Here is a 23374-nt window from a genome sequence, read left to right on the forward strand (position 1 = left end):
GTGGCAGACTGCCCGACGTGGCGATCGACGTGCGCGCAGCAGAGCTCGGTGACTTCCTGCGTGCTCGGCGTGCGGAACTCGACCCGGCGGCGTTCGGGATCCCTGCGGACGTGAGGCGACGTGTGCCGGGCCTCCGTCGGGAGGAAGTCGCGCAGGCCGCGTCGATCAGCGTCGAGTACTACACGCGCATCGAGCAAGGCCGTATCGCGGTGTCCGCTCCGGTCCTGGCAGACCTCGCCGACGTGATGCGTCTGACGAACGAGCACCGGGCGTACTTGACCGACCTCACCGGGAAGGCTGAGGCCGCTCCGCCACTGCCGCGCGTGCAGACGGTGCAACCGGCGCTGCAACGCGCGCTGGACGACCTCGCGACGACGCCTGCGTTCGTCCTCGGACGATTGACGCGGATCATCGGCTGGAACCGGCTCGGTGCCGCGCTCATCACCGACTTCGGGGCCATCCCGACGGCGGACCGCACCTTCATCCGCCTGCTGTTCGCGGACCCGGCCATGCGAGCCCTGTACGCCGACTGGTCAGAGGTGGTCGAACTCGCCATCGCCCAGCTCCGGGGTGACAGCGCGCGGTACCCCGACGACGCCGAGCTCCGCCGGGTCGTCGACGGGATGTCGACTGACTTCCCGGAGTTCCGGGAGATCTGGGCTGCCCACGCCGTGGCCGGTCGCGGGACCGGGCGGAAGACCCTGCGTCACCCGGTCGTCGGTACGGTCGAGCTCGACTGGGAGATCCTGGCGTCGGCGATGGACCACGACCAGCTGATCGTGCTGTGGACAGCGGAACCTGGGTCGGTGTCCGAGGAACGGTTGCGCCAGCTCGCCGAGCGCACTCCGCACCGCTGACGCTGACGCTGACCAGGTCAGCCGACGACCGCAGCGCCGTTCAGGCGCTCGCTGTCGCCCCGATGATCGCGGCGGTGAAGAGCACCCAGTCGTTGATGATGTGCGCGCCGGTGCTGACCGCGATGTTCTTCGTGCGGATGTAGGCGAGGGTGAGGACCAGACGTGCGACGCCGATGATCAGCAACGCCTGCGCGAAGTTCCACCCGTACGTCGGCAGGTGCGCTGCACCGAACCAGATCGCAGTCGCGAGCCAGGCGATGAGGATGCCCTGGGTGCGGGTGAGTCCGATGCGGTGGCACAGCGCCATGACCGCCAGGAACGGCAGGATCGTGAAGAGCTCTTCGCCCAACAGCTGGATCGCGGTCCCGACGTAGAACGCGACGATCTCACCCGCGCCGTGGATGCCGTCGGCCGCGGTGTTGGCGTTGGTGCCGAAGATCGCCTTGACGATGATCCCGACCGTGAACGACACGATGAGGCTGAGGATCGCGAACACGATCATGGTGCCGAAGTCGCGTGCAGTGGTGCGTTGGAAGATGCGCGCCCAGTGTCGTCTCGTGAAGGCGATGAGGACGGCGAGCATGATCGCGGTGAAGAGGAACCGTGGCACGAGCGACTGGATGTTGTCCGCCGCCGGGTAGAAGCTCAGCACCGTGATGGCGGCCACGCACGCGACGACGATCGTCACCCACTGCCACGCGGGGATCCGGATCGGGTCGCCGTCGTAGAACGGGAAGTCCCGACCGTCCTGCCGTTCGATCGCCCTGCCGTAGCGTCGAGCCTCTGTGGCCATGGTGTGTCCCCTCGTGCGTTGCATCGCCCTGCGGTGCATCTCGTCTGCACCAGAAGAGAAGCTACCGGCCGAACCGGTCATCGGTGTGCTGAGCCGTCGCCCTGCAGCCGCCGCACCTGCGGCCGGAACCAGAACACGAAGACCGCGACGACGTACAGGGCTTCGAGGACGATGCTGACCGGCACGTTCCAGTCGCGGACCGGCCCGTCGATCACGGCGTCGTTGAGGCCGTGGATCGCGGCGGCGCCGAGGTACGCGAGCACGCCGACACCGATCGCCCTGCCCGTCGGCAGCGTCTTCGCGGCGAGCCAGATCAGGACCGCTGCGCCGACGGTGATCAGGGGGTGCGAGACCTCGGCGATGATGCGGACGATGACGTCCATCATCATGACGAACGGCGCATCGGACGGAGCCTCCGCGCCGTCGAGGATCGGGTCGAGCGAGGTGATGATGTAGCTGATGCCCTCGAGGAACCCCAACCAGGCGGCGGCCACGAGCACCAACCACGCGCCGAGCCTGGGGGAGCGGTAGGTGCGCGAGGACAGCAGCAGGATGACGGGCACCAGGAGCTTCAGGAACTCCTCGACGAGCCCGGGCCAGATCAGGCCGCCGGGCAGCAGGCTCGCGATGCCGTTCAGGCTTCCGGCGAGCAGCATCGCGATGGTCCCCCAGACGAGGCCGAGCCACAGCGCCTGCACACGGTGGGGCTGACCGGCCAGGGAGACCTTCTGCCGGAAGTACCAGCCGATGGCCACCAGCGGGACCCCGATGCCGATGATCGCGGCGATGACCACCACCACGAGCGAGTACGGCGGCAGGCCGTCTCCGACCGTGGCCTCGCGGCCGCCGGAGAGCATCAGGGTGCCACCCCAGTACCCGAGGAGAGCACCGGCGGCAGCGCCCCCGAGGCCGACGATGAGTGGTGCGGTCCCTCGGGGTCGCGTCATGGGAACGACGCTACCAGCGGGCACGACGCCCTCAGGCGGTCAGCTGCACACTGACCTCCCACAGCCGCCGGGCGTCGTCGGCGTCGAGCATCGCCGAGTTCGCGTCCGACGGGATGCTGTCCGCGGTGAGCGGCCGGACCTCGTCGTCGATCACCGCGACGTCGCTGTCCTTCAGGTAGACCCCGCCGACGCCGTCGAGCAGCGGGCTCGCGGCACCGAACACGAGGGTCGCCGCCCCCTGCTCGATCGTCTTCTTGCCGTGTTCGGGGTCGACCACCGTCGAACCGTCGTCGTCGACCAGCCCCTGCTCGCGGTACGAGGCGATCCGAGAGTCGTCGTGAGGGCCCGGGCCGATGACCACCCCGGGGTGCGCGGCGAACGACCGGATGCCCCAGTCGGCGTACCGGCGGTCCAGCTCGACCGCGAACAGCACGTTCGCCCGCTTGGCCTGCCCGTAGGCCGCAGCGGCGTCGTAGCCGCTGGCGAACGCCGGGTCGTCCCACCGGATCTGCCCGAAGCGGGCGGCGCCGGACGTGACGTTCAGGACCCGCGCACCACGGGCCTCCAGAAGGGAGGGGAGGAGCGCCCGCGTGAGCCGGAAGTGCCCGAGGTGGGACGTCGAGAACGACAGCTCGTTGCCGCGGGCGTCGAGCCGCCGGTCCGGCGTGAAGAGCATCGCGGCGTTGTTGACCAGGGCGTGGAGCGGGCGCCCGGAGGCCGTCCAGCGTGCGGCGAAGGCGTCGATCGACGCCGGGTCGGTCAGGTCGAGCTGCTCGACCCGGACCCCGGGTATGCCGGCGACGGCGGCGCTCGCGCGGTCGGTGTCGCGGGACGCGACGGTGACCGTGGCGCCGGCGGCTGCGAGGGCGCGGCTGGCCTCGCGTCCGAGGCGGCCGTGACCGCCCGTGACGACGACGTCCCGGCCGGTCAGGTCGACACCGTCGAGGACGTCGGTGGCGGTGGACGATGCGGTGAAGGGGGTGGGGAGCGGGTGCTGGTCGGTGATCACGAGTGGTCCTCCTTCGAGTCGATGTGGCCGACTGCGTCGCCGGCTTCGGCAGAGGCGATGGCATTGGCCGTCGCGGACCACGCGTCGTCGTCGAGCCCGAGCGCGGTCCGGAGGAACGCCGTGGTGGTGCGGCGGACCAGGTCCACGCGCTCCGGGCTCTCGTCGGTCGTGGCGGTGGACGCGTAGTCCTGGATGCCACCGAGCAGGTGCTCCCCGCCGTGCACGGTCACCAGGTGCCGGGCGCCGGGGCTGTGGTGGTACACGTCGGTGAACCAGTCCGGCCCGCGCGTGGAGAGCCGGGACTGGTCGTGGTCCCCGGCGACGACGAGCGACGGGGTGCGCAACTGGCTGAAGTCCGGGCTCATGAAGGGGAAGTGCTCCTGCGCGAACGGCGTCAGGTCGGCTCCACCGAACCCGGTGGTGGCGAGCAGGACCCCGGCTCGCACGCGGTGGTCGGTGCGGTCCTCGCCGGGCTGTCCGTCCGCCCCGATCACCCGGGCACCGAGGAGCATGCCGACGGACTGGCCGCCCCACGAGTGCCCGGCGACCGCGAGGCTCGCCTGGTCGACACGTCGGGCGAGGCCGGGGACGGCGGCGACGAGGACGTCGAGGTCGTCGATGACCCGCTCGAGGTCGTCGACACGGGTCTGCCAGATCGTCGCGTAGCGGGGGTCGTCGAGCGTCAGGCCGTAGCCCGTCGAGTCGAGGAAGGTGGGCTGGACGACGACGAACCCGTTGGCGGTCCAGTGGTCGACGAGCGGGTCGCCGCCGGTCATCGACTGCCCGAAGCCGTGGGCGAAGACGATCACGGGCAGGTCGGTGCCCGTGGTCGGGGCGGTGATCCGGACCTCGAGGTCGTGGCCGCGTGACGGCGCGGGCAGGGTGACGGGGCGCACGCTGATCACCTGGGGGAGCGTTGCTGTTGCTGGCATCGGGGGTCCTTCCGGAAGCGGTCGTCACTCGAAACGGAGCGACGTTCCGGAACGATACGGAACAGCGCTCCGGATTGCAAGCGAAACGGATCGTCGTTCCGTTCCGCGCGCAGACCGTGCGATGATCGGGGGATGAGCACGCCGTCCAACGACACCGCGCCGCCCCGGCGTCGCCGCGACGTCGAACGGAACGAGCGGACGATCCTCGACGCCGCGGCCGGTGTCTTCGCCGCGTCCGGCGTCGGTGCGCCGGTGCGCGAGGTCGCCGCCGCCGCCGGCGTGGGAGTGGGTACGCTCTACCGGCACTTCCCGACCCGCTCGGACCTGGTCGTCGCCGTCTACCGGCACCAGATCGAGGCCCTGGCCGAGGCCGGCCCCGTGCTGCTCGACTCGGCGCCGACGTCGTTCGACGCGATCCTGCGCTGGGTGCACCAGTTCGTCGACTTCCTCAGCACGAAGCACGGCCTGGCGCGCGTGTGGGAGGGCGACGCCGACGGCTTCACCGCGCTGCACACGCTGTTCGTCGACGAGCTCGTCCCCCTGCTCGGCGGCATGCTCGACGCCGCTCGCGCATCGGGCGAGGTGGTCGCGTCGGTGTCGCCGTACCAGCTGCTCCGCGCCGTCGGCGACCTGGTCGCGTGGAGCCCCCAGGACCCGGACTACGACGTGCGGACGATCGTGACGCTGCTGGTCACCGGCCTGCGGCAGGCGCAGCCGCCGGTCACCCCTGCGCCGGAGACCGACGCGTAGCGCGCCGACGACCCATCGCGGAGCGCGCCCGGTCAGTCCGCGTGCAGCATCGCCACGGTCCGGTCCCACAGCTCTCGGGCCAGGTCGGCGTCCTCGGCCTGCGCGTTCGGTGCCGCCACCTTGCGCTTCACGTAGTACTCGCCGGTCGGGTAGTCGCGACCGGGGGTGTTGTCGGCCAGGTACACGAGTGTGTCGGCACCCTTCTCCGGGGTCGTCAGGAACACGTGGCGCAGGGGCGTGTGGTACACGAGGTACATCGGCGAGGTCTTGTCGTTCGAGAACCCGGTGCTGATCGTGCCGGGGTGGAACGCCGTCGACGTCACACCTCGGTCGCGGTACCGGCGGTCGAGTTCCTTGGTGAACAGGATCTGTTCGAGCTTCGAGTCGCCGTAGGCCTTGGTGGCCCGGAAGTGCCGCTCGGCGTCGAGGTCGTCGATGTCGACGCGGCCGAAGAGCTTGTTCGCGACGCTCGAGGTGTTGATGACCGTTCCGCCGGACGCGACGAGCCGGTCCATCAGCAGCTCCGTGAGCAGGAACGGCGCCAGGTAGTTGACCTGGAACGTCAGCTCGTGACCGTCGACGGTGACCTGGCGGCCCGCGCTGAAGATGCCGCCGGCGTTGTTGGCCAGCACGTCGATCCGGGGGCAGCGTTCGAGCAGGTCGTCGGCGAGCCCCCGGACGGCGGACAGGTCCGAGAAGTCGGCCACGAAGTGGTCGACGCCGAGGTCGCGGGCGACCCGCTCGGTCTTCGCGGGGTTGCGACCGACCACCACGACCTCGTTCCCGCGGCGGACGAGCTCCCGCGCAGCGGCGACGCCGATGCCGTCGCTGGCGCCGGTGATGACGATGGTCTTCGCGGCCATGGGTGCTCCTCGGGTCGGGGCGAGCGTGCGCTCGGCTCCGTCCGTCCTACAGGGTCGGCCCTGAACGGTGCACGTGACGGACGCGAGGCACGTGGCGGGCGCGCCACGGGCCTCCCGTCCGCCGCCCGGTTGCCGCTCAGGCCGCGCCCGGCCCCGCCAGGTCGGCTGTCTGCACGACGACGCCGAGGGCGGGGAACACCGACCGGAACCGGGCGGCGTGGGCGTCCGGGTCCGGGTCGTTGGTGGCGTCCTCGACGAGGACGACGTCGTAGCCCAGGTCGTACGCGGCCCGAGCCGTGGACTCGACGCCGAAGGCCGTCGCCTGGCCGACCACGACCACCTCGGTGACGCCGTCGGCGCGCAGCCGCTCGTCGAGGCCGGTGCCGGCGAAGGCGCTCCACCCGCCGCGGGTCAGGTTGCCGTCGGCGTCGGCCCGTTCGAGCAGCAGGGAGCCGTAGGCGACCGGAGCCGGGCGGGGGCCGCCGCCGTACTGGGTGGCGCCTGCCGGGGTCGCGGCAGGGTCGTGGCGGATGAACACCACCGTGCCGCCGCCGCCACGGGTGGCGCGGGCGAGGGTCTCGACGTTGGCCACGACGGTCTCGACGGGGTGGGTGCGCTGGTACGGCGCGGTCCCGGCCTGCAGGTCGACGACGATCAGGGCGGTGTGTTCGGTGCGGGTGCGGGTCACCGGTCCAGGGTGCTCGATCGCCGGGCGCGGTGCGTACTGCGTCTGCGGTATCCCGGTCGCGGTCACCGGCCGGTCGGTGGGTGCGTGCACGCGTCGATCGCGGCGTACTCGCGGCTGAGTGCGGTCTGGTTCCGCTCGGTGCGCCACGACCGGATGCCGGGCGCTGCGGCCACGGCGGCGATCCACACGCCGGCACCGACGAGGACCGGCACGAGCGTCGGGTCCCCGCCGAGGGCGAGCAGACCGCCGAGCGCGACCGCCAGCACGGCGACCGCGGAACCGGCGATGTCGACGACACCGGCGAGCCGTGCGGGCTGCTGCTCGAGGGCGGCGATCCGGGTAAGTGCACGCTCGGCACGACGCTCGAGGAGCGGTCGTGCCGGGTCGGGGCGGGTGCGCAGACGCTGGAGCAGCAGGGACGTCGTGCCGAGCCGTCCGCCCTGCACGGTCACCGTCCATCCGAACTGCTCCAGCGTGTGCCGGTGGAGCGGCACGAACGCGGTCGGTGCGTACAGCACCCGGGTCTCCAGGTGGCGGGGGGCCGGCGCGTGCAGGACAGCGCCGGCCCGGGCGGTGGTGTTCGTCATCGGGCGCGGGCCGCGCTCAGGCGGTCCGGCGGCGACTGGCCGCCTCGCACGCGCCGTAGACGACGTCGAACTGGCGGTCGACGGCCGGACGGATCCGCTTGGTGCGCGCCGCGCGGACGAGCTGGAAGGCCACGGGAGCGATCGCCCAGTTGACCAGGCCGCCGGCTCCGACGAGGAACACCGTCACCGGGTCGAGCCCGCCGAGCAGGTCGGGGACGGCCACGGTGTCCTGCATCGCGAACACCGAAGCGGCCAGCAGGACGCTGCCGATCGCGCCGAGGGCGTACGCGACCACCGACGCCGCGGTCGTGCGGGACCGTTCGAGGGCGTCGATCGTGGCCAGGGCGGTCTCGGCGTTCTGCTGGAGCTCGGTCAGTTCGACGGAGCGGACGGCACGGTCGCGGCGGAGGCCGAGGGTGCGCCGGCGGGTCGGTCCGACCGTTCGGTCCGAGCCGTCGGGCGTCCAGCCGAAGTTGCGGTAGGTGTCCGCGTACAGGGCGTCCTTGCCCCGTGGGACCTCGACCGTGCAGTAGTCGTAGGTCATGGGGGTGGTGTTCGTCGTGGTCAGCGTCATGGCGGTACCTCCGGTCGGTGCCGGATCGTTCCGGCCTGGTGTCGATCGTCCCGGGGACGGGCCGCGGGCAGATCCCCGATCGGTGGTACCCCCGACTACTGCGTTCGCAGTAGCCGGGCCGTTGACCCGCACGACAGGATGAGTGCATGCGGCGACTGCGGGCGATCTGGGGTTCGTGGCGTCCGGACGACCGCTGGGTGTTCCGCGGCACGGCCGCCGTCGTCCTGCTCGCGTGCGCGATCGAGTCTGGTCGGGTGATCGCGGCCGACGCCGGACCGGGGCCCGGCATCGCGGTCGCCGCGACCGTGCTCGCCGTCGTCATGGCGCCGTGGACACCGTGGGCGGCGCTCTGCCTCGCCACGATCGCGCCGGTGCTCGGAGGACTGTCTGGTTGGTCGCCGATCGTGACCTGGAGCTGCGCCGTGCTGCTGCTGTTCGCGGTGTCCTCGCGGGAAGGGCACCCGGTCCGCGCCGCGGCGATCGTCGCTCCCGGTGTGGTCATCGGCACGCTCCTCGCGCCGGGAGAGGGCGGTGCGGCGCCGACCGCCCTCGGCGCCCTCATCTCCGTCGTCGCCGCGGCGGCCATCGGCTCGGGGCTGCGGGTGCAGCACCAGTACCGGGCGTCGTTGGAACAGCGCGCCGCCGATGCCGTCGCCACGCGGGAACTCGAGGCCGAACGCCGCGTGGCCGAGGAACGCGTCCGGATCGCGCGGGACCTGCACGACGTCATCGGGCACGAGATCGCGGTGGTCAGCATGCAGCTCGGGGTCGCCGAGGTCACCCTGCCCACCGGGGCCGACGAGGCCCGGCGCGCGCTGGACGCCGCCCGCGATGGCGTGCGGAACGTCCTCACGGAGACGCAGCACGTCCTGACGGTGCTCCGTTCGGCGTCGGGCAGCGATGCCGACCTCGACGACCCGACGGCACCAGCCCCCGGCATCGAGCAGCTCCCCGGACTCATCGCGTCGTACGAACGGATCGGCCTCGACGTCGATGCCCGACTGGACGACCTCGGCCCGGTCTCCGCGCCGATCGGTGTGACGGTCTACCGGGTGTTGCAGGAGTCGCTCACCAACGCCCACCGGCACGGCGAGGGCCGGACGACCGTCACCCTCGCCCGTGCCGGTGACGACCTGGTCCTCGAGGTCCGCAACCCCCGCCGGCGGACCCCGGCGAGCGACCTCGTCGCAGGCCGGACCGGCGGGCTCGGCCTGGTCGGCATGCGCGAACGCGTCGCCGCCGTGGAGGGGTCCGTCCAGGCCGCGGCGGACGGCGTGCTGTTCGTCGTCCGCGTCCACCTGCCCACCGCGAACGGAGCACGATGACCACACGAGTGATCCTGGTCGACGACCAGGACATGATCCGACTGGGGCTCCGTGCGATCCTCGACCGGCAGGACGGCATCGAGGTCGTCGGCGAGGCCGCAGACGGGCTCGCCGCGGTGCAGACGGCGCTGTCGGTCCCGGCGGACGTCGTCATGATGGACATCCGGATGCCGGGCATCGACGGGGTCGAGGCGACCCGACGGATCCGCGCGGAACGCACCGCCGAGCAGGTGCGCATCGTCATGCTGACGACCTTCGACCAGGACGAACTCGTCTTCGCGGCGCTGCGTGCCGGGGCGAACGGGTTCCTCAGCAAGGCCGCGGGACCCGCAGAACTCGTCGCCGCGATCGAGGAGGTGGCAGCGGGCAGAGGGGCGCTGTCCGCGGCGGCCGCAGCGGCGCTCATCGGACAGGTCGCCCGCACCCCCGCGTCCTCCGTCGACCCGGAGATGACCCGGCGCTTCGAGGCCCTCACCGCTCGCGAGCGCGACGTCGTGGTGATGGTCAGCCGAGGCCGGGGCATCGACGCCATCAGCGCCGAGCTCTTCCTCTCACCACTCACGGTCAAGACCCACGTGAACCGGGCCATGGCGAAGGTCGACGCCCGCGACCGGGCCCAGCTCGTGGCGTTCGCGTTCCAGGCCGGCCTGGTCGACTGAGGTCGGCGCCGGCCCAGGCGCCGGCGCTTCCGGGAACCGTCGCAGCGCCATCGCGAGCCCGATCACCGCAGCCACACCGCCGAGGAACACCCCGCTCGCACCCGTGGACGCAGCAGCGTCCTCAGCGCTGCCCGCGAACGAGAGCAGGGCCGACTGGGTCAGCACGAGCAGGATCACCGCGGCGGCGACGTTCACGAGCTTCGTCGCCTCGACGAGTGGTTCCCCGTCCTTGCGTGCGGTCACCGCACCCCAGACCCCGATCCCCAGCTCCGCGAACGTCGCCGCCGCGATGACGATCGCCACCCACTTGTCGTAGTGCACGGGGTGCGCCCGCCCGACGAGCATCGGCACGCTGCACCCGACGAACACGATCGACATCGCGGTCACCGCACCCCCGATCCACCGGTGTCCGGCCTGCCGGAACCGCATCCGGTCGCCGTTCGCCGCGTCGAACGCGAACGACAGTCGGTGCCGACGGACGGCCCAGACCTTCGCGGCCGCGACCCCGAGCGTGAAGACCACGGTCGCGGCGAGGAACAACGAGGGAGCCGCCCAGAACAGGACGACCTTCCACCCCGCCATCACGAGGCTGCTCGGCACCGACAGCACGGCGAGCACGAGCCCGCGCCGCGGCCGGTCCCGCCACACCGTGACGGCGTACTGCACGGCGACCTTCCTCGTCAGGGGCATCAGTCGAACGTGACGACGACCTTGTCGGCCGCGCCCGGGGTCGCCGCCACCCGGAGGGCCTCGAGCACGTCGCTCGCCGGGAAGACGTCGCTGACGATCTGCGCGTACGCCTCGGGGTTCGCGATGATGTGCTCGGTGACGTCGAAGACCTCGGTCGGGTACCCCATCGCGGTCACGATCGTCGGCTCGACGGCCAGCAGGTCACCGAAGTCGACCTCCACGGGCCGCTTGTGCACGGCCACGACGCCGATCGTCGCGCGGTGCTTCGCCAGTCGCAACGCCGTCTGCACGGTGGCGGGGACCCCGGCGGCGTCGAGCCAGACGTCGGTGCCGGCCTTGCCACCGTGCCCGACGCCGTCTCGTGCTTCGCCGTGCAGGGCGATCAGGCGCTCGTCGAGCGGTTCCTCCGCCGAGTTCACGACCGCATCGGCCCCGACGAGCAGGGCCTTCTCGAGCCGCGAGGCGATCACGTCGACGACGACCACGTGCCCGACGCCGAGCGCCTTGTAGCTGATCACGGCGCCCAGCCCGATCGGGCCGGCACCGAACACGACGACCGTGTCGCCCGGTTGCGGCGCGGTCCGGTTCACGGCGTGCAGGGCGACCGCCATCGGCTCGTTGAGCGCGGCCACCTGCCAGGGCAGGTCCTTCGGGACCAAGGCGACGCTGGTGCCGAGCACGGCCTGCTCGACGAGCAGGAACTCGGAGAGCCCGCCCGTGGGGCCGCCGTTGCCGATGATCCCGCGTGGGTCGCCCATCGGGTTCACCACCACGTGGTCGCCGACGGCGATGCCCTCGACCGCGTCGCCGACGACGGCCACCTCTCCGGCGACCTCGTGTCCGAGTGGCGTGTGCCCTTCGCGCGGCGGGATGCCGCCGCGCGCGGCGTAGAAGGCGTCGGAGCCGCAGACCCCGCACGCCTTGACGGCGATCAGGACGTCGGCGGGGCCGACCTCGGGGACGGGCTCGTCGCGGATCTCGACGGATCCGGGGCCGGTGACGACGACGGTGCGCATGGTGCTCCTCACGGCACGAGCACGGGCGGCTCGGGACGGAACCATCTGACCAAGACGGCGACCGACGCACGTACTGCGATCGCAGTAGCGCCGGGTCATCGGACGGGAGGCACGTGGCGGGCCCGCCATGTGCCTCCCGTCCGCTGTGGTCGACGGATCGTGGCCGCCGTCAATGGCCCTCGGGGCCACCAGAAGGGGCGCATGCGTTCATTCCTGCTCTCGTTGGTAACAGTTACGACCGAAACAGAACCAAGGCCACGGACCTTCTACCGCTCCTCACTTGCTCTTGTCGGCTCGATGCGCTCGTCCACCACGTCCACCCGCGCCAGCACGTTCGCGAACCCGCGCCGCCCTCGGGTGGCGAACAGCCCGATGACGGCTGCGACGGCGAGAGCGAACGCCAGCAGGCCGGTGAAGGGCACCGCGGCGGCGGTGGCCGTCGCCCACCCGCCGGAGCCCGCGGCCCACCGCACCAGGCGCTGCCAGGCCGTCGGCCGCGGCTCCGGTCGGAGCCGGACGACCGCCTCGCCGAGCGTGCGCCCGGACGCGAGCACCACCACCAGCTGGACCGCCGGTGCGACGAAGGGCAGCGTGGCGAGCAGGACCCGCGCGAGCGTGGAGTTCAGGTCCTGCCCGGCGAGGGCGAATGACAAGCTCGTGATCGACACCAGCGCGCCGGTGGTCAGCACCATCGCGAGCAGGTCGCAGAACATCCCGAACCCGCGGCGCCAGATCGTCACCCGGCGGGGCAGGTCCGACGACGGCTCGCCCCGGTGCCGGACGAGCACCCAGAGCACGGGGGAGACCAGCGTGCCGACGAGCGCCCCCGTGGTGTTCGCGAGCAGGTCGTCGACGTCGAACAGCCGGTACGAGCACGGGTACAGGAACCAGTCGCCCGTCAGCTGCGTGCACTCGATGAGCAGCGACACCAGGAACCCGGCGACGGTCCCGACGACCACACCGGCCAGGAACCGTCCGTGCAGGAACACGTGCCGCACGAGCATGCCGAGGGGGACGAACAGGATGACGTTGAAGACCACCTGCGCCGCGGCCGGGTTCGCGAGCAGCGACCGGGGGCCGGAGAGCCCGCCCTCCTTCGCGATGTCCCCGACGAACGCGAACGGCGTCAGCTGCGGTCCGGAGGCGGCGCGACAGATCGCCGCGACCTCGCTGGTGTCGGGCAGGGGCAGGAGCGTGTACGTGACGAGGGCGAGCCCGTAGACGACCGTGGCGAACGCCAGCACCGCGTTGCCGACGCCGAGGGTGCCCCGGCGTCGGTACTGCAGCGCGGCCCACGGCACCAGTCCGGCGATGGCGATCGCGGACCCGACGAGCAGCGCGATGACGGCTGGTGTGGCGGAGGTCATCCCTCGACCCTAGAGAACCGTCGGGCACGAGGGCTGTGGCGCACGAGAAGATGGGGTGTGACCACCGCGACCAGCATCCTCGACGCGATCGTCCGCCACGTGGACGCGACCGGCTTCGGCGCCCACGGGCTGCACGTCCGCACCGGTGGCGACGGCGCCGCGGACGACGTCGCCGAGCACCGCTGGACGCCCGACGTGCGTGAGGAGATCCACTCCGCGGCGAAGGGCGTCTGCGTCCTCGCCACCGGGATCGCCGCCGACGAGGGCCTGGTGGACGTCGACGAACCGATCGCCGCTTCGCTGCCCGGGTTCGAGTTCGGCGACGGCGTCGACCGGGTCACCCTCCGGCACCTGCTCACGATGACGAGCGGGATCGACATGCCCTGGTCGGCGACGGAGCTGACCGACTGGCCGGACCTGGCGGCCGAGTTCCTGCGGCGGCCCTCGCGGGGTCGCGTGTTCCAGTACGCCAACGTCAGCACCTACACCGCCATGCGCGTGCTCGAGACCCGCGTCGGCGACGTCGGGTCGTTCGTGTCCCGACGGCTGTTCGATCCGCTCGGCATCGAGGACGTGGAGTGGCTGCGCTGCCCGAACGGGTACGTCGCCGCCGGTGAAGGACTGGCGCTCCGGACCGCGGAACTCGCGCGCCTCGGTCGGCTCATCCGCGACGGCGGCGTGGTCGACGGGGAACGCATCGTCAGCGCCCGCTGGTGCGACGCGATGCACTCCGACTGGGTCGAGCGTGAGGGGACCGGACCCGGGTACCACCGCTACGCGATGGCCGGCTGGGGCGGTCCGGGGCAGCTGTGGCGGCTGCACGGCGCGTACGGGCAGATGCTGCTGTTCGACGACCACCCCCACGGCGACACCGTGGTCACGATCACCGCCGACGACCACTTCGGCGCCGACGCGATGGCCGCGTTCGTCGCCGAGGAGATCGCCCGGCAGCGGTAACCGGCAGCGGTAACCGGCAGCCGCAGGCGGCGGCGGTCGCTGGCAGCCGTCGCTGGCAGCCGTCGCGTCCTCGCCGTGCGAGGATCGATCAGTGCAGGAACAGACGCCCGTCGCGATCATCATCGCGGCCATGAGCGAAGAGGTCTCCGCCTTCGCCGACCTGTTCGGCGGGGTCCCGATCCTCGACGGCCCCGTCGGAGGCCACGACCCGCACCAGCTGCTCGACATCGGCGGAGCCACCGTGGCCGTCCGCCGCAGCGGCATCGGCTTCACGAACGCGACGGCCGCCGTGGCACACGGCTTCCACGACTTCGGACCAGGCATCCCCGTGATCAGCGTCGGGACCGCCGGTGGCCTCAGGCACGGCATCGCGATCGGTGACGTCGTCGTCGGCGATCGGTACGTCAACCTCAACGCGGACGCCACCGCGTTCGGCTACGCCCTCGGCCAGGTGCCCGGCATGCCGACCGGGTACGCCCCGGACGCCCGACTGGTCGAGCTGGCGATGGCCGCCGACATCGCCTGGCCGCTGCGCTCGGCGACGATCGGCTCGAGCGAGGTCTTCGTCACCGAGGGGCGCGCCCGGACGCTCCGCGGTGCCTTCCCCGACGTGGCCGCCGTCGACATGGAGTCGGCCGCCATCGCCCAGTTCGCCCACGTGCACGACATGCCGTTCGTGTCGGTCCGCTGCATCAGCGACCTCTGCGCCCCCGACGGTGCCGAGTTCCGCGAGCACCTGGACGGCGCCGCGGCGCGCGCCGCCCGCGTGGTCCACGACCTGGTGCGCGGCCTGCGTCCCTGAGACCCGGCCCCGGCGCACGTCGAGAGCCGCGGTGCTGCCCGCGAAAGCGACAAACCTGCGGCACGGGGCACCGTCCGGTCCGGCATCGCGACAGATCTCCGAGAACTGTTCGCGGCACGCTGTCGCTTTCGCGGATGTGGGCCGGGCCCACCGTCGGACGGGAGGCGCGGTGCGGGCCCGCCACGGGCCTCCCGTCCGCCCCCTGCGCACGTCGAGAGCAGCGGTGCGCACGCATGTGCGCCACCTGCGAGCGCATCCCGCGCGCGGTGCGATGATGAGCGGCGGCCGTCGCCCGGACGGCCGGAGACGGAAGTGCCGAGCGTGACCGAGACCCGCTCCGAGACCCCGACGGAACCGTCGAAGCCGACGGACCAGACCACCCCCACGGCCGAGGCCACCGACGACGGTGGCCACGGCCCGCGCAAGGGCGTCGCCGTCCTGGCGCTCGCCGCACTCGGTGTCGTGTTCGGCGACATCGGGACGAGTCCGCTCTACGCCCTGCGTACGGTGTTCACGATCGACGACGGCCTGGTGAAGGCGAACCAGGAAGACGTCTACGGCGTCATCTCGATGATGTTCTGGAGCATCACGATCATCGTCTCGATCAAGTACGTGCTGATCCTGATGCGCGCCGACAACGACGGCGAGGGCGGGGTGATGGCGCTCGCCGCCCTGGCCCGCCGGCTCTACGCGAAGCGTCGCGGTGGTGCGGTGATCTTCCTGGTGATCGGCATCGTCGGCGTCTCGCTCTTCTACGGCGACTCCGTGATCACCCCGGCCGTGTCGGTGCTGTCCGCGGTCGAGGGGCTCGGTACCGCGGCGCCGTCCGTCGAGCACTTGATCGTGCCGATCGCCGCGGTCATCCTGGTCGTGCTGTTCGCGGTGCAGCGCTTCGGCACCGGAAAGGTCGGCAACCTGTTCGGACCGGTGATGCTGCTCTGGTTCGTCGTGATCGCCGCCGCCGGCGTCCCGCACATCCTCGAGCACCCCGGCGTCCTGCAGGGGCTCTCGCCGACGTGGGCGATCTCGTTCACCTTCGCGCACCCGTACATCACGTTCGTGGCGATGGGTGCGGTGGTGCTCGTGATCACCGGTGCGGAGGCGCTCTACGCCGACATGGGGCACTTCGGACGGTCGCCGATCCTGAAGGCCTGGTTCTTCGTGGTGTTCCCGGCGCTCGTCCTCAACTACCTCGGGCAGGCGTCGCTTGTGCTGCGCGACCCGTCGGCCGCGAAGGACCCGTTCTTCCTGCTGTTCCCGGACGCGCTGCGGTTGCCGGTGGTGGTGCTGGCGACGCTCGCGACGGTGATCGCGAGCCAGGCCGTCATCTCCGGGGCGTTCTCGCTCACCCGTCAGGCCGTCCAGCTCGGGCTGCTGCCGCCGCTCACGATCCGGCAGACCTCGCGGCGGGAGAGCGGGCAGATCTACCTGCCCGCGGTCAACCTGCTGCTGTTCATCGGCGTCCTCGCGATCATGCTCGCGTTCCGGTCGTCAGCGAACCTGGCCACCGCGTACGGGGTGTCCGTCACCGGAGCCCTGGTCGTCGACACGCTCCTGCTCCTGCTCGTCGTCCGCCCGCTGTGGAAGTGGGCCACCTGGAAGCTCGTGGTCGCGGCGGTGGCGTTCGGCGGGCTCGAGCTGACCTTCCTCGCCGGCAACCTGTCGAAGATCATCCACGGCGGTTGGGTGCCGCTCCTCATCGCGCTGGCGGTGATCACGGTGATGACGACGTGGCGCCGTGGTCGGGCGCTCGTCCAGGAGGAACGGAAGGAGCGCGAAGGGTCGCTCGCCGAGTTCATCGACCGCATCAACCACGAGCACATCCCGCGGGTTCCCGGCGTGGCGGTCTTCCCGCACCCGAACAAGGAGACCACGCCGCTGGCGCTCCGGGCCAACGTCGAGCACAACCACGTGGTGCACCGGACCGTCCTGATCGTCTCGGTGCTCACCGCCAACGTGCCGCACGTCCCGCACGCGAAGGCGTTCTTCCGCGACGACCTCGGCTACGACGACGACGGCATCGACCACATCACGGTGAAGTTCGGGTTCTCGGACGACCAGGATCTGCCGAAGGCCCTGCACGCCGCCTGCCTGGCCGAGGTCCTGGACATCGACCCGGAGGAAGTGCTCCGGGCGTCCTACTTCATCTCCCGCGGAGCCCTCCGTCCGATGCCCGGCAACCGGGGGATGGTGGCCTGGCGCAAGAAGCTCTTCGTCGGACTCGCCCACAACGCCGCCGACCCCGCAGCACGCTTCGGTCTCCCCGCGCAGCGCACCGTGACGATGGGCAGCGACGTCGAGATCTGACCGCGTCGTGCACCGGCGTTCTGCATCCGCATCCGCATCCGCAGAGCGCAGGCCCCCGTTCGGGGGTGATGGTCTTGTGCACCCGTTCAGGGTTACGCTCATCGGAACCACACCACAGCTGCAGGCAGCATCACCAACTGCCGGACCAGCACCAGGATCAGGAGCGAAGCCACATGAGGCTTGGAGTACTCGAGCGCGCCCAGAAAGACCCACGGGCGTCCACTTCCACCCGATGGTCAGGCCGGAGCAAGGGCGTCGCGATCGTCACCGCAGCCCTCCTCGGCGCCGGCGGCAGCATCCTCGCCGCCGCCCCCGCGACGGCAGCGCCCGTCGCGTCGACCGGGCAGGGGCGCTTCCTCAGCGGCTCCGCGCTCGGGTTGAACCTCGACGACATCCTCACCGTGACCCCGGCGGACGCGGTCAACACCGGTGGGGCCACGGACACCGACGTCCACCCGCTCGACGTCACCGCGCTCAACGCGGTCAACGTCAACCTGGGCGGGGGCCTCAACCTGCTCGGGAACAACGGCATCCTCACCCTCGGTGCCGTCAACCAGTACGCCGCCGCCAACGCCGACGGCAGCTCCGTCGCCGCGTCCGGCGCGGTGACGAACACCGGCGGGATCGGCGTCGGCGGCCAGGACGGCGTCCCGCAGTCCAACGCCACGCTCGACCTGTCGGGTCTCATCGGTGCCGACCTGGCGGGCGCACTCGCGAACGCCCAGCTCGAGGTCGGCGCCGTCTCGGCCACCGCTGCGCAGGCAGCCGGCCCGGACGGTGCGCAGACGGGCGACTACGGCATCGCCGGACTCGACCTGTCGCTGACGAGCCCCGCGCTCGGCACCACCGTCTCCGGTCTCCGCACCACCCTCGGCACGCTCCAGCCGACGGTCGACGGCGTCGAGGACACCCTGAACGCGCTCGGCCCGCTCGTCCAGGTCCAGGGCCTGCCCGACCTCGTCACGGTGCTCGACTCGGCCACCGGCGACGTCACCAGCGCCGACGGCTCGATCACGGCCAACCTGCAGACCGGTGCGATCACGGTCGACGTCGCCGCAGTGCTGACGAACGCCGGCCTGGACATCAACAACCTGCCGGCGAACACCGAGCTGCTGCCGTACATCACGGAGGCACTCACGACCCAGCTCCTGCCAGCGGTCACCACCGCGCTGCAGGGCGTCGTGACCCAGCTCACGCAGTCGCTCCGCGGGCTCACCGTCACGGTGGCCGGGCTCCCGCTGCCGATCGGTCAGCTCCTCGACGTCGTGAACCCCGTCATCGCGCAGGTCGTCGCCCCGATCAACCAGGTCGTGGCCGGCCTCGGTGAGACGGTCATCACGCCCCTCGCCAACGCCCTGACGACCGTCGTGTCGCTCCAGGCAAACGTGCAGGAGACCAGCGCCGACGGCGTCTTCACCCAGCGTGCCCTGCGCGTCGCACTGGTGCCGGCCGCCGGCACCGCCGTCGTCAACCTCGCCTCGGCTGCGGTCGGCCCGAACGCCGGTCCGCTCGCGGTCCCGACGATCACCGCGCTCGACCCGGACAACGGTCCGGTCGCCGGTGGCACGGTCGTCACCGTCACGGGGACGGGCTTCACGGACGACGCCACGGTGTCGGTCGACGGTTCCGACCCGATCGCGGCGGACTCCGTCTCGGACGACGGCACCGAGCTGACGTTCACGACGCCGGCGCACGTCGTCGGCACGGTCGACGTCACCGTCACGACGCCCGCCGGTGAATCCGACCCGCTCGACTTCACCTACACCGACGACGCGGCCGTGGTTCCGACGATCACGACGCTCGACCCGGACAACGGTCCGGTCGCCGGTGGCACGGTCGTCACCGTCACGGGGACGGGCTTCACGGACGACGCCACGGTGTCGGTCGACGGTTCCGACCCGATCGCGGCGGATTCCGTCTCGGACGACGGCACCGAGCTGACCTTCACGACGCCGGCGCACGACGCCGGGACGGTCGACGTCACGGTCACCACGCCTGCCGGCACCTCGGACCCGCTCGACTACACGTACAACCCGGCACCCGCAGCGGTGCCGACGCTCACGACGCTCGACCCCGACAACGGGCCGGTCGGCGGCGGCACGCTCGTCACCGTCACGGGCACCGGGTTCACCGACGACGCGACCGTCTCGGTCGACGGGTCCGACCCGATCGACCCGGAGTCGGTCTCCGACGACGGCACCGAGCTGACGTTCACGACCCCGGCGCACGTCGCCGGTCCCGTCGACGTGACGGTCACGACCGACGCCGGGACCTCGGACCCGCTGACGTACACCTACAACCCGGCACCCGCCGGGGCCCCGACGCTGACGGCGCTGGACCCCGACAACGGTCCGGTCACCGGTGGCACGGTCGTCACGATCTCCGGCACGGGCTTCACCGACGACTCGACGGTCTCGGTGGACGGTTCCGACCCGATCACGCCGGACAGTGTGTCGGACGACGGCACCGAGCTGACGTTCACGACGCCGGCGCACACCGCCGGTGCGGTCCCCGTGACCGTCACCAACGGCTCCGGCACCTCGGCGCCGCTGCCGTACACGTACAACCCGGCTCCGGCCGCGGTCCCGACGATCTCCGCGCTGGACCCCGACAACGGTCCGGCTGCGGGCGGCACGGTCGTGACCGTCACGGGCACCGGCTTCACCGACGACTCCACGGTCTCGGTGGACGGCTCCGACCCGATCACGCCGGACAGCGTGTCGGCGGACGGCACGACGCTCACCTTCACGACCCCGGCGCACGCTGCCGGTGACGTCGAGGTCACGGTGACGACCCCGGGTGGCACGTCCGACCCGCTGGTCTACACCTACAACCCCGCGTCGACCACGACGACCCCGCCGCCGGTGATCACCTCGCCGACGGACGGCGGCACCGTCACGACGCCCAACCCGCCGATCACCGGTACCGGTCAGCCCGGCGCGACCGTCACGGTCACCGACGGCACGGTCATCGTCTGCACCGCGGTCGTCGCGGCAGACGGTACCTGGAAGTGCACCCCGATCGTCGGCTTCGGCCCGGGAACGGTGACCATCACCGCCACCCAGACCGGCGCAGACGGCACCTCGGCGGCGTCCGACCCGGTGACGTTCACCGTCCGCCTGGCAACCGCCGGCACCGGTGGCGCCGGTGGGACCGGCCCGAACGGGACGCTCGCCTACACGGGCAGCGACCCGGCCCCGGTGATCGCCTTCGCGATCCTGCTGATGCTCGCGGGCGTCGGACTCACCATCGCCCGCCGCTTCCGTCGGGCCTAGTCCGCACCACCAGCAGCGCCCGTCGGGATCCGTCCCGGCGGGCGCTGCTGCGTGCGTGCACGGTGCGGGTTTCGTCGGCTGGTGCGGGGGCGGGCCCGCCGCGGCGCGGGCTGGGCACGGTGCGGGTTTCGTCGGCTGGTGCGGTGTTGGCTGCGTGGTGCGTGTCTGCTGCGCCGCACGGTGCGTGGAAGCGGGCACGGGGTGGCGTGGTCCGCACGGTGCGGACGGGAGGCGCGGTGCCAGCCCGCCACGGGCCTCCCGTCCGCAGGTGCGTACGCGGGCTGAGCACGGTGCGGGTTTCGTCGGCTGGTGCGGTGTTGGCTGCGTGGTGCGCGTCTGCTGTGCTGCACGGTGCGTGGAAGCGGGCACGGGGTGTCGTGGTCCGCACGGTGCGGACGGGAGGCGCGGTGCCAGCCCGTCACGGGCCTCCCGTCCGCAAGTGGGCGCGATCAGTGCCCGAGCTGCTCCCGCAGGTACGGTGCGGTCCGGCTCTCGGCGGACGCCGCGACCTCGGCGGGGGTGCCGGTGGCGACGACGCGGCCGCCGTCCTCGCCGCCGGAGGGCCCCATGTCGATGACGTGGTCCGCACTCGCGACGACGTCCATGGCGTGCTCGACCACGACGACGGTGTTGCCGGCGTCGGTGAGGCGCGCGAGCTGTGCGGTCAGCAGCTCGACGTCGGCGGGGTGCAGGCCCGTCGTCGGTTCGTCGAGCAGGTAGAGCGTGTGCCCGGTGCGCGCGCGTTGCAGTTCGGTCGCGAGCTTGATGCGCTGGGCCTCGCCGCCGGACAGTTCCGGTGCGGGCTGTCCGAGCCGCAGGTAGCCGAGGCCGACCTGGCGCAGGGCCTCGAGCCCGCGGGCAGCGGCCGGCAGCGACGCCAGGAAGGGCGCGGCCTGGTCGACGGTCATGCCCAGGACGTCGGCGATCGACGCCCCGTCCCACTGCACCTCGAGCGTCTCGTCGTTGTAGCGCGCACCGTGGCACTCCGGGCAGGGCGCCCAGCTGCCCGGCAGGAACAGGAGCTCGACGGACACCGAGCCCTCGCCCTGGCACACCTCGCACCGGCCGCCGGCCACGTTGAACGAGAAGCGGCTGGCGGTCCAGCCGCGGGCCTTCGCGTCGTCGGTCGCGGCGAACGCGGCACGCACGGCGTCGAAGAGCCCGGTGTAGGTGGCGAGGTTCGAACGCGGGGTCCGGCCGATCGGCTTCTGGTCGACCTGCACGACGCGGTCGACGAGCGGGTGCGACGTCGCGACGCCGGGCAGGACCCCGCCGACGAGCGACGACTTGCCGGAGCCGCTGACGCCCGTGACCGCGGTGAGCACCCCGAGCGGCAGGTCGACGTCCAGGTCCTGCAGGTTGTGCAGGGTGAGGTCGCGCAGTTCGAGGGTCCCGACGGGGGTCCGGACGGTGCGCTCACCGTCGGCACGGTCACGCGGGTGCAGGAACCGTCGGGTGACCGATGCCTCGACGTCGGCGAGGCCGTCGACGGGGCCGCTGTACAGGACGGTGCCCCCGCCGGACCCGGCACCCGGGCCGACGTCGACGATCCAGTCGGCCCGCCGCACGATGCTCATGTCGTGCTCGACGACGAAGACGCTGTTGCCGCCGGCGCGCAGGTCGTCGAGGACCTCGACCAGGGACTCGGCGTCGGCCGGGTGCAGGCCGGCGCTCGGTTCGTCGAGCACGTAGACGACACCGAACAGGCCGGAGCGCAGTTGTGTCGCGATGCGCAGGCGCTGCGTCTCGCCGGGGGAGAGCGTCGGGGTGGCCCGGTCGAGCGCGAGGTACCCGAGGCCCAGGCCGACGAGCACCTCGACCCGGGTGAGCAGGTCTCGTGAGATCGCGACCGCGACCTCGGTGTGCTCGCCGGACGAGGCGCGTGCGGTGGCAGCGCCGGCGTCCGTGATGGTGGCGATCGGGCGCAGGACGTCGGCCAGCGCCGTGAGCGGCAGGCCGTTCAGGTCGGCGATCGAGTGGCCGCCGACCGTCACCGCGAGCGCGGCCCGGGTCAGGCCGGTGCCGCCGCAGAGGCCGCACGGACCCGACTCGACGAACTGCAGCACCTTGGTCCGCTGCGTCTCGCTCTGCGAGTCGGCGAGGGTGTGCATCACGAACTGGCGTGCGCTCCAGAACCGCCCCTTGTACGGCTTCGCGACGCGGTCGCGCTTGGGGTGGACCTGGACCACCGGCTGCTCCTCGGTGAACAGCAACCAGTCGCGGTCCTGTCGGGAGAGCTCACGCCACGGCACGTCGATGTCGTAACCGAGCACCGCCGTGACGTCGCGCAGGTTCTTGCCCTGCCACGCCCCGGGCCACGCCGTGATCGCGCCGTCGCGGATGCTCAACGACGGGTCGTGCACGGCCGAGGCCTCGGTGACCTCGTGGGCGATGCCGAGTCCGTGGCACCGCGGGCAGGCCCCGGCCACGGTGTTCGGCGAGAACGAGTCGGACTCGAGCCGGTCGGCCCCGGACGGGTAGGTGCCGGCGCGGGAGAACAGCATGCGCATCGAGTTCGACAGGGTCGTCAGCGTGCCGACGGTCGAACGGCTGCTCGGAGCACCGCGGCGCTGCTGCAGGGCCACGGCTGGCGGCAACCCGGTGATCGAGTCGACGTGCGGCGTCGAGCCCTGCGCGATGAGCCGTCGGGCGTAGGGAGCGACGGACTCGAGGAAGCGGCGCTGTGCCTCGGCGAACACCGTGCCGAACGCGAGCGAGGACTTGCCGGAGCCGGAGACGCCGGTGAAGGCGACGATGCGGTTGCGCGGGATGTCCACGTCGACGTCCTGCAGGTTGTGCTCACGGGCGCCGCGGACGCGGATGAAGTCGTCGGGCCCCGGTTGGTCGTCGGTCACGGTCGAGCGGGGAGCGGGCATCTGCTCGATGGTAGGCGGGTGCTGCTGAACGTGGTGAAGGGCCGTCCCGGTTGCCCGGGGCGGCCCTTCACGTGTGGTGCGGTGGTGCGTGTGGTGCGGG

The 23374-nt window shown here is 72.0% G+C and carries 20 protein-coding genes; 8 read left to right on the forward strand and 12 right to left on the reverse strand.

What is annotated here, in order from left to right; translation table 11 throughout:
* Positions 1-17 precede the first annotated feature (17 nt).
* Entirely contained in the window at positions 18-857 is an 840-nt protein-coding gene (locus ITJ60_RS15615) for a helix-turn-helix domain-containing protein (protein WP_173171075.1), read from the forward strand.
* A 40-nt stretch (positions 858-897) separates the two neighbouring features.
* Here ITJ60_RS15615 and ITJ60_RS15620 read toward each other — a convergent pair whose 3' ends face one another.
* The 4 genes from ITJ60_RS15620 to ITJ60_RS15635 form a co-directional block, all read right to left on the reverse strand.
* Positions 898-1650 carry a CPBP family intramembrane glutamic endopeptidase gene (locus ITJ60_RS15620; protein WP_228510434.1) on the reverse strand — a complete coding sequence of 251 codons (753 nt, stop codon included), beginning with the start codon at positions 1648-1650 and terminating at the stop codon, positions 898-900.
* A gap of 77 nt (positions 1651-1727) precedes the next feature.
* Positions 1728-2597, reverse strand: coding sequence for a PrsW family glutamic-type intramembrane protease (locus tag ITJ60_RS15625; protein ID WP_194648582.1), 870 nt, complete (start codon positions 2595-2597; stop codon positions 1728-1730).
* A gap of 31 nt (positions 2598-2628) precedes the next feature.
* Positions 2629-3606: an SDR family NAD(P)-dependent oxidoreductase gene (locus ITJ60_RS15630; RefSeq protein ID WP_194648583.1), complete on the reverse strand. Its 978-nt coding sequence runs from the start codon at positions 3604-3606 to the stop codon at positions 2629-2631.
* Positions 3603-4538, reverse strand: a complete 936-nt coding sequence (locus tag ITJ60_RS15635) for an alpha/beta hydrolase family protein (RefSeq protein ID WP_194648584.1) — start codon at positions 4536-4538, stop codon at positions 3603-3605. Before ITJ60_RS15635 ends, ITJ60_RS15630 begins: the two co-directional genes overlap by 4 nt.
* 132 nt (positions 4539-4670) lie before the next feature.
* On the opposite strand from ITJ60_RS15635, the gene ITJ60_RS15640 reads away from it, so the two are divergent.
* A complete protein-coding gene (locus tag ITJ60_RS15640) occupies positions 4671-5288 on the forward strand; it encodes a TetR/AcrR family transcriptional regulator (protein ID WP_194648585.1) in 618 nt (205 codons plus the stop codon).
* A 32-nt stretch (positions 5289-5320) separates the two neighbouring features.
* On the opposite strand, the gene ITJ60_RS15645 is transcribed toward ITJ60_RS15640, so the two are convergent.
* The 4 genes from ITJ60_RS15645 to ITJ60_RS15655 all read right to left on the reverse strand — a co-directional run bounded on the left by ITJ60_RS15645 (position 5321) and on the right by ITJ60_RS15655 (position 8000).
* Complete coding sequence (locus tag ITJ60_RS15645; protein ID WP_194648586.1) at positions 5321-6151, reverse strand: SDR family NAD(P)-dependent oxidoreductase; 831 nt, start codon at positions 6149-6151, stop codon at positions 5321-5323.
* A gap of 136 nt (positions 6152-6287) precedes the next feature.
* Complete coding sequence (locus ITJ60_RS19000; RefSeq protein ID WP_323749197.1) at positions 6288-6839, reverse strand: cysteine hydrolase; 552 nt, start codon at positions 6837-6839, stop codon at positions 6288-6290.
* A gap of 62 nt (positions 6840-6901) precedes the next feature.
* Positions 6902-7426 (reverse strand): hypothetical protein, encoded by a 525-nt coding sequence (locus ITJ60_RS19005; protein ID WP_228510436.1) that lies wholly within the window; start codon positions 7424-7426, stop codon positions 6902-6904.
* 16 nt (positions 7427-7442) lie between these two features.
* Positions 7443-8000: a hypothetical protein gene (locus tag ITJ60_RS15655; protein ID WP_123671895.1), complete on the reverse strand. Its 558-nt coding sequence runs from the start codon at positions 7998-8000 to the stop codon at positions 7443-7445.
* A gap of 146 nt (positions 8001-8146) precedes the next feature.
* Between ITJ60_RS15655 and ITJ60_RS15660 the strand changes: the two genes are divergently transcribed.
* On the forward strand, positions 8147-9325 hold the full coding sequence (locus ITJ60_RS15660; RefSeq protein ID WP_194648588.1) for a sensor histidine kinase: 1179 nt from the start codon (positions 8147-8149) through the stop codon (positions 9323-9325).
* Positions 9322-9984 carry a response regulator transcription factor gene (locus tag ITJ60_RS15665; protein ID WP_123340229.1) on the forward strand — a complete coding sequence of 221 codons (663 nt, stop codon included), beginning with the start codon at positions 9322-9324 and terminating at the stop codon, positions 9982-9984. The genes ITJ60_RS15660 and ITJ60_RS15665 overlap by 4 nt, the downstream gene beginning before the upstream one ends.
* Here ITJ60_RS15665 and ITJ60_RS15670 read toward each other — a convergent pair.
* From ITJ60_RS15670 to ITJ60_RS15680, 3 genes are all read right to left on the reverse strand, one after another.
* Positions 9877-10674: a hypothetical protein gene (locus tag ITJ60_RS15670; protein WP_123671893.1), complete on the reverse strand. Its 798-nt coding sequence runs from the start codon at positions 10672-10674 to the stop codon at positions 9877-9879. The genes ITJ60_RS15665 and ITJ60_RS15670 overlap by 108 nt on opposite strands.
* Entirely contained in the window at positions 10674-11690 is a 1017-nt protein-coding gene (locus ITJ60_RS15675) for a zinc-dependent alcohol dehydrogenase (protein ID WP_194648589.1), read from the reverse strand. Before ITJ60_RS15675 ends, ITJ60_RS15670 begins: the two co-directional genes overlap by 1 nt.
* Before the next feature lie 266 nt (positions 11691-11956).
* Entirely contained in the window at positions 11957-13057 is a 1101-nt protein-coding gene (locus ITJ60_RS15680) for a VanZ family protein (protein WP_194648590.1), read from the reverse strand.
* Positions 13058-13114: 57 nt separating this feature from the next.
* On the opposite strand from ITJ60_RS15680, the gene ITJ60_RS15685 reads away from it, so the two are divergent.
* The 4 genes from ITJ60_RS15685 (at position 13115) to ITJ60_RS15700 (ending at position 20398) form a co-directional block, all read left to right on the forward strand.
* Complete coding sequence (locus tag ITJ60_RS15685; RefSeq protein WP_194648591.1) at positions 13115-14014, forward strand: serine hydrolase domain-containing protein; 900 nt, start codon at positions 13115-13117, stop codon at positions 14012-14014.
* Between the two features lie 91 nt (positions 14015-14105).
* Positions 14106-14816, forward strand: a complete 711-nt coding sequence (gene mtnN / locus ITJ60_RS15690; RefSeq protein WP_194648592.1) for a 5'-methylthioadenosine/S-adenosylhomocysteine nucleosidase — start codon at positions 14106-14108, stop codon at positions 14814-14816.
* 321 nt (positions 14817-15137) lie between these two features.
* On the forward strand, positions 15138-17123 hold the full coding sequence (locus tag ITJ60_RS15695; RefSeq protein ID WP_194648593.1) for a potassium transporter Kup: 1986 nt from the start codon (positions 15138-15140) through the stop codon (positions 17121-17123).
* A 173-nt stretch (positions 17124-17296) separates the two neighbouring features.
* Positions 17297-20398: a choice-of-anchor G family protein gene (locus ITJ60_RS15700; protein ID WP_194648594.1), complete on the forward strand. Its 3102-nt coding sequence runs from the start codon at positions 17297-17299 to the stop codon at positions 20396-20398.
* A gap of 449 nt (positions 20399-20847) precedes the next feature.
* Here the strand turns inward: ITJ60_RS15700 and ITJ60_RS15705 are convergent, their stop codons facing one another.
* Positions 20848-23274, reverse strand: a complete 2427-nt coding sequence (locus ITJ60_RS15705; protein WP_194648595.1) for an excinuclease ABC subunit UvrA — start codon at positions 23272-23274, stop codon at positions 20848-20850.
* Positions 23275-23374 lie beyond the last annotated feature (100 nt).

It is taken from the genome of Curtobacterium sp. VKM Ac-2884 (genome assembly GCF_015350945.1).
In the GTDB taxonomy this organism is placed as follows: Bacteria; Actinomycetota; Actinomycetes; order Actinomycetales; family Microbacteriaceae; genus Curtobacterium.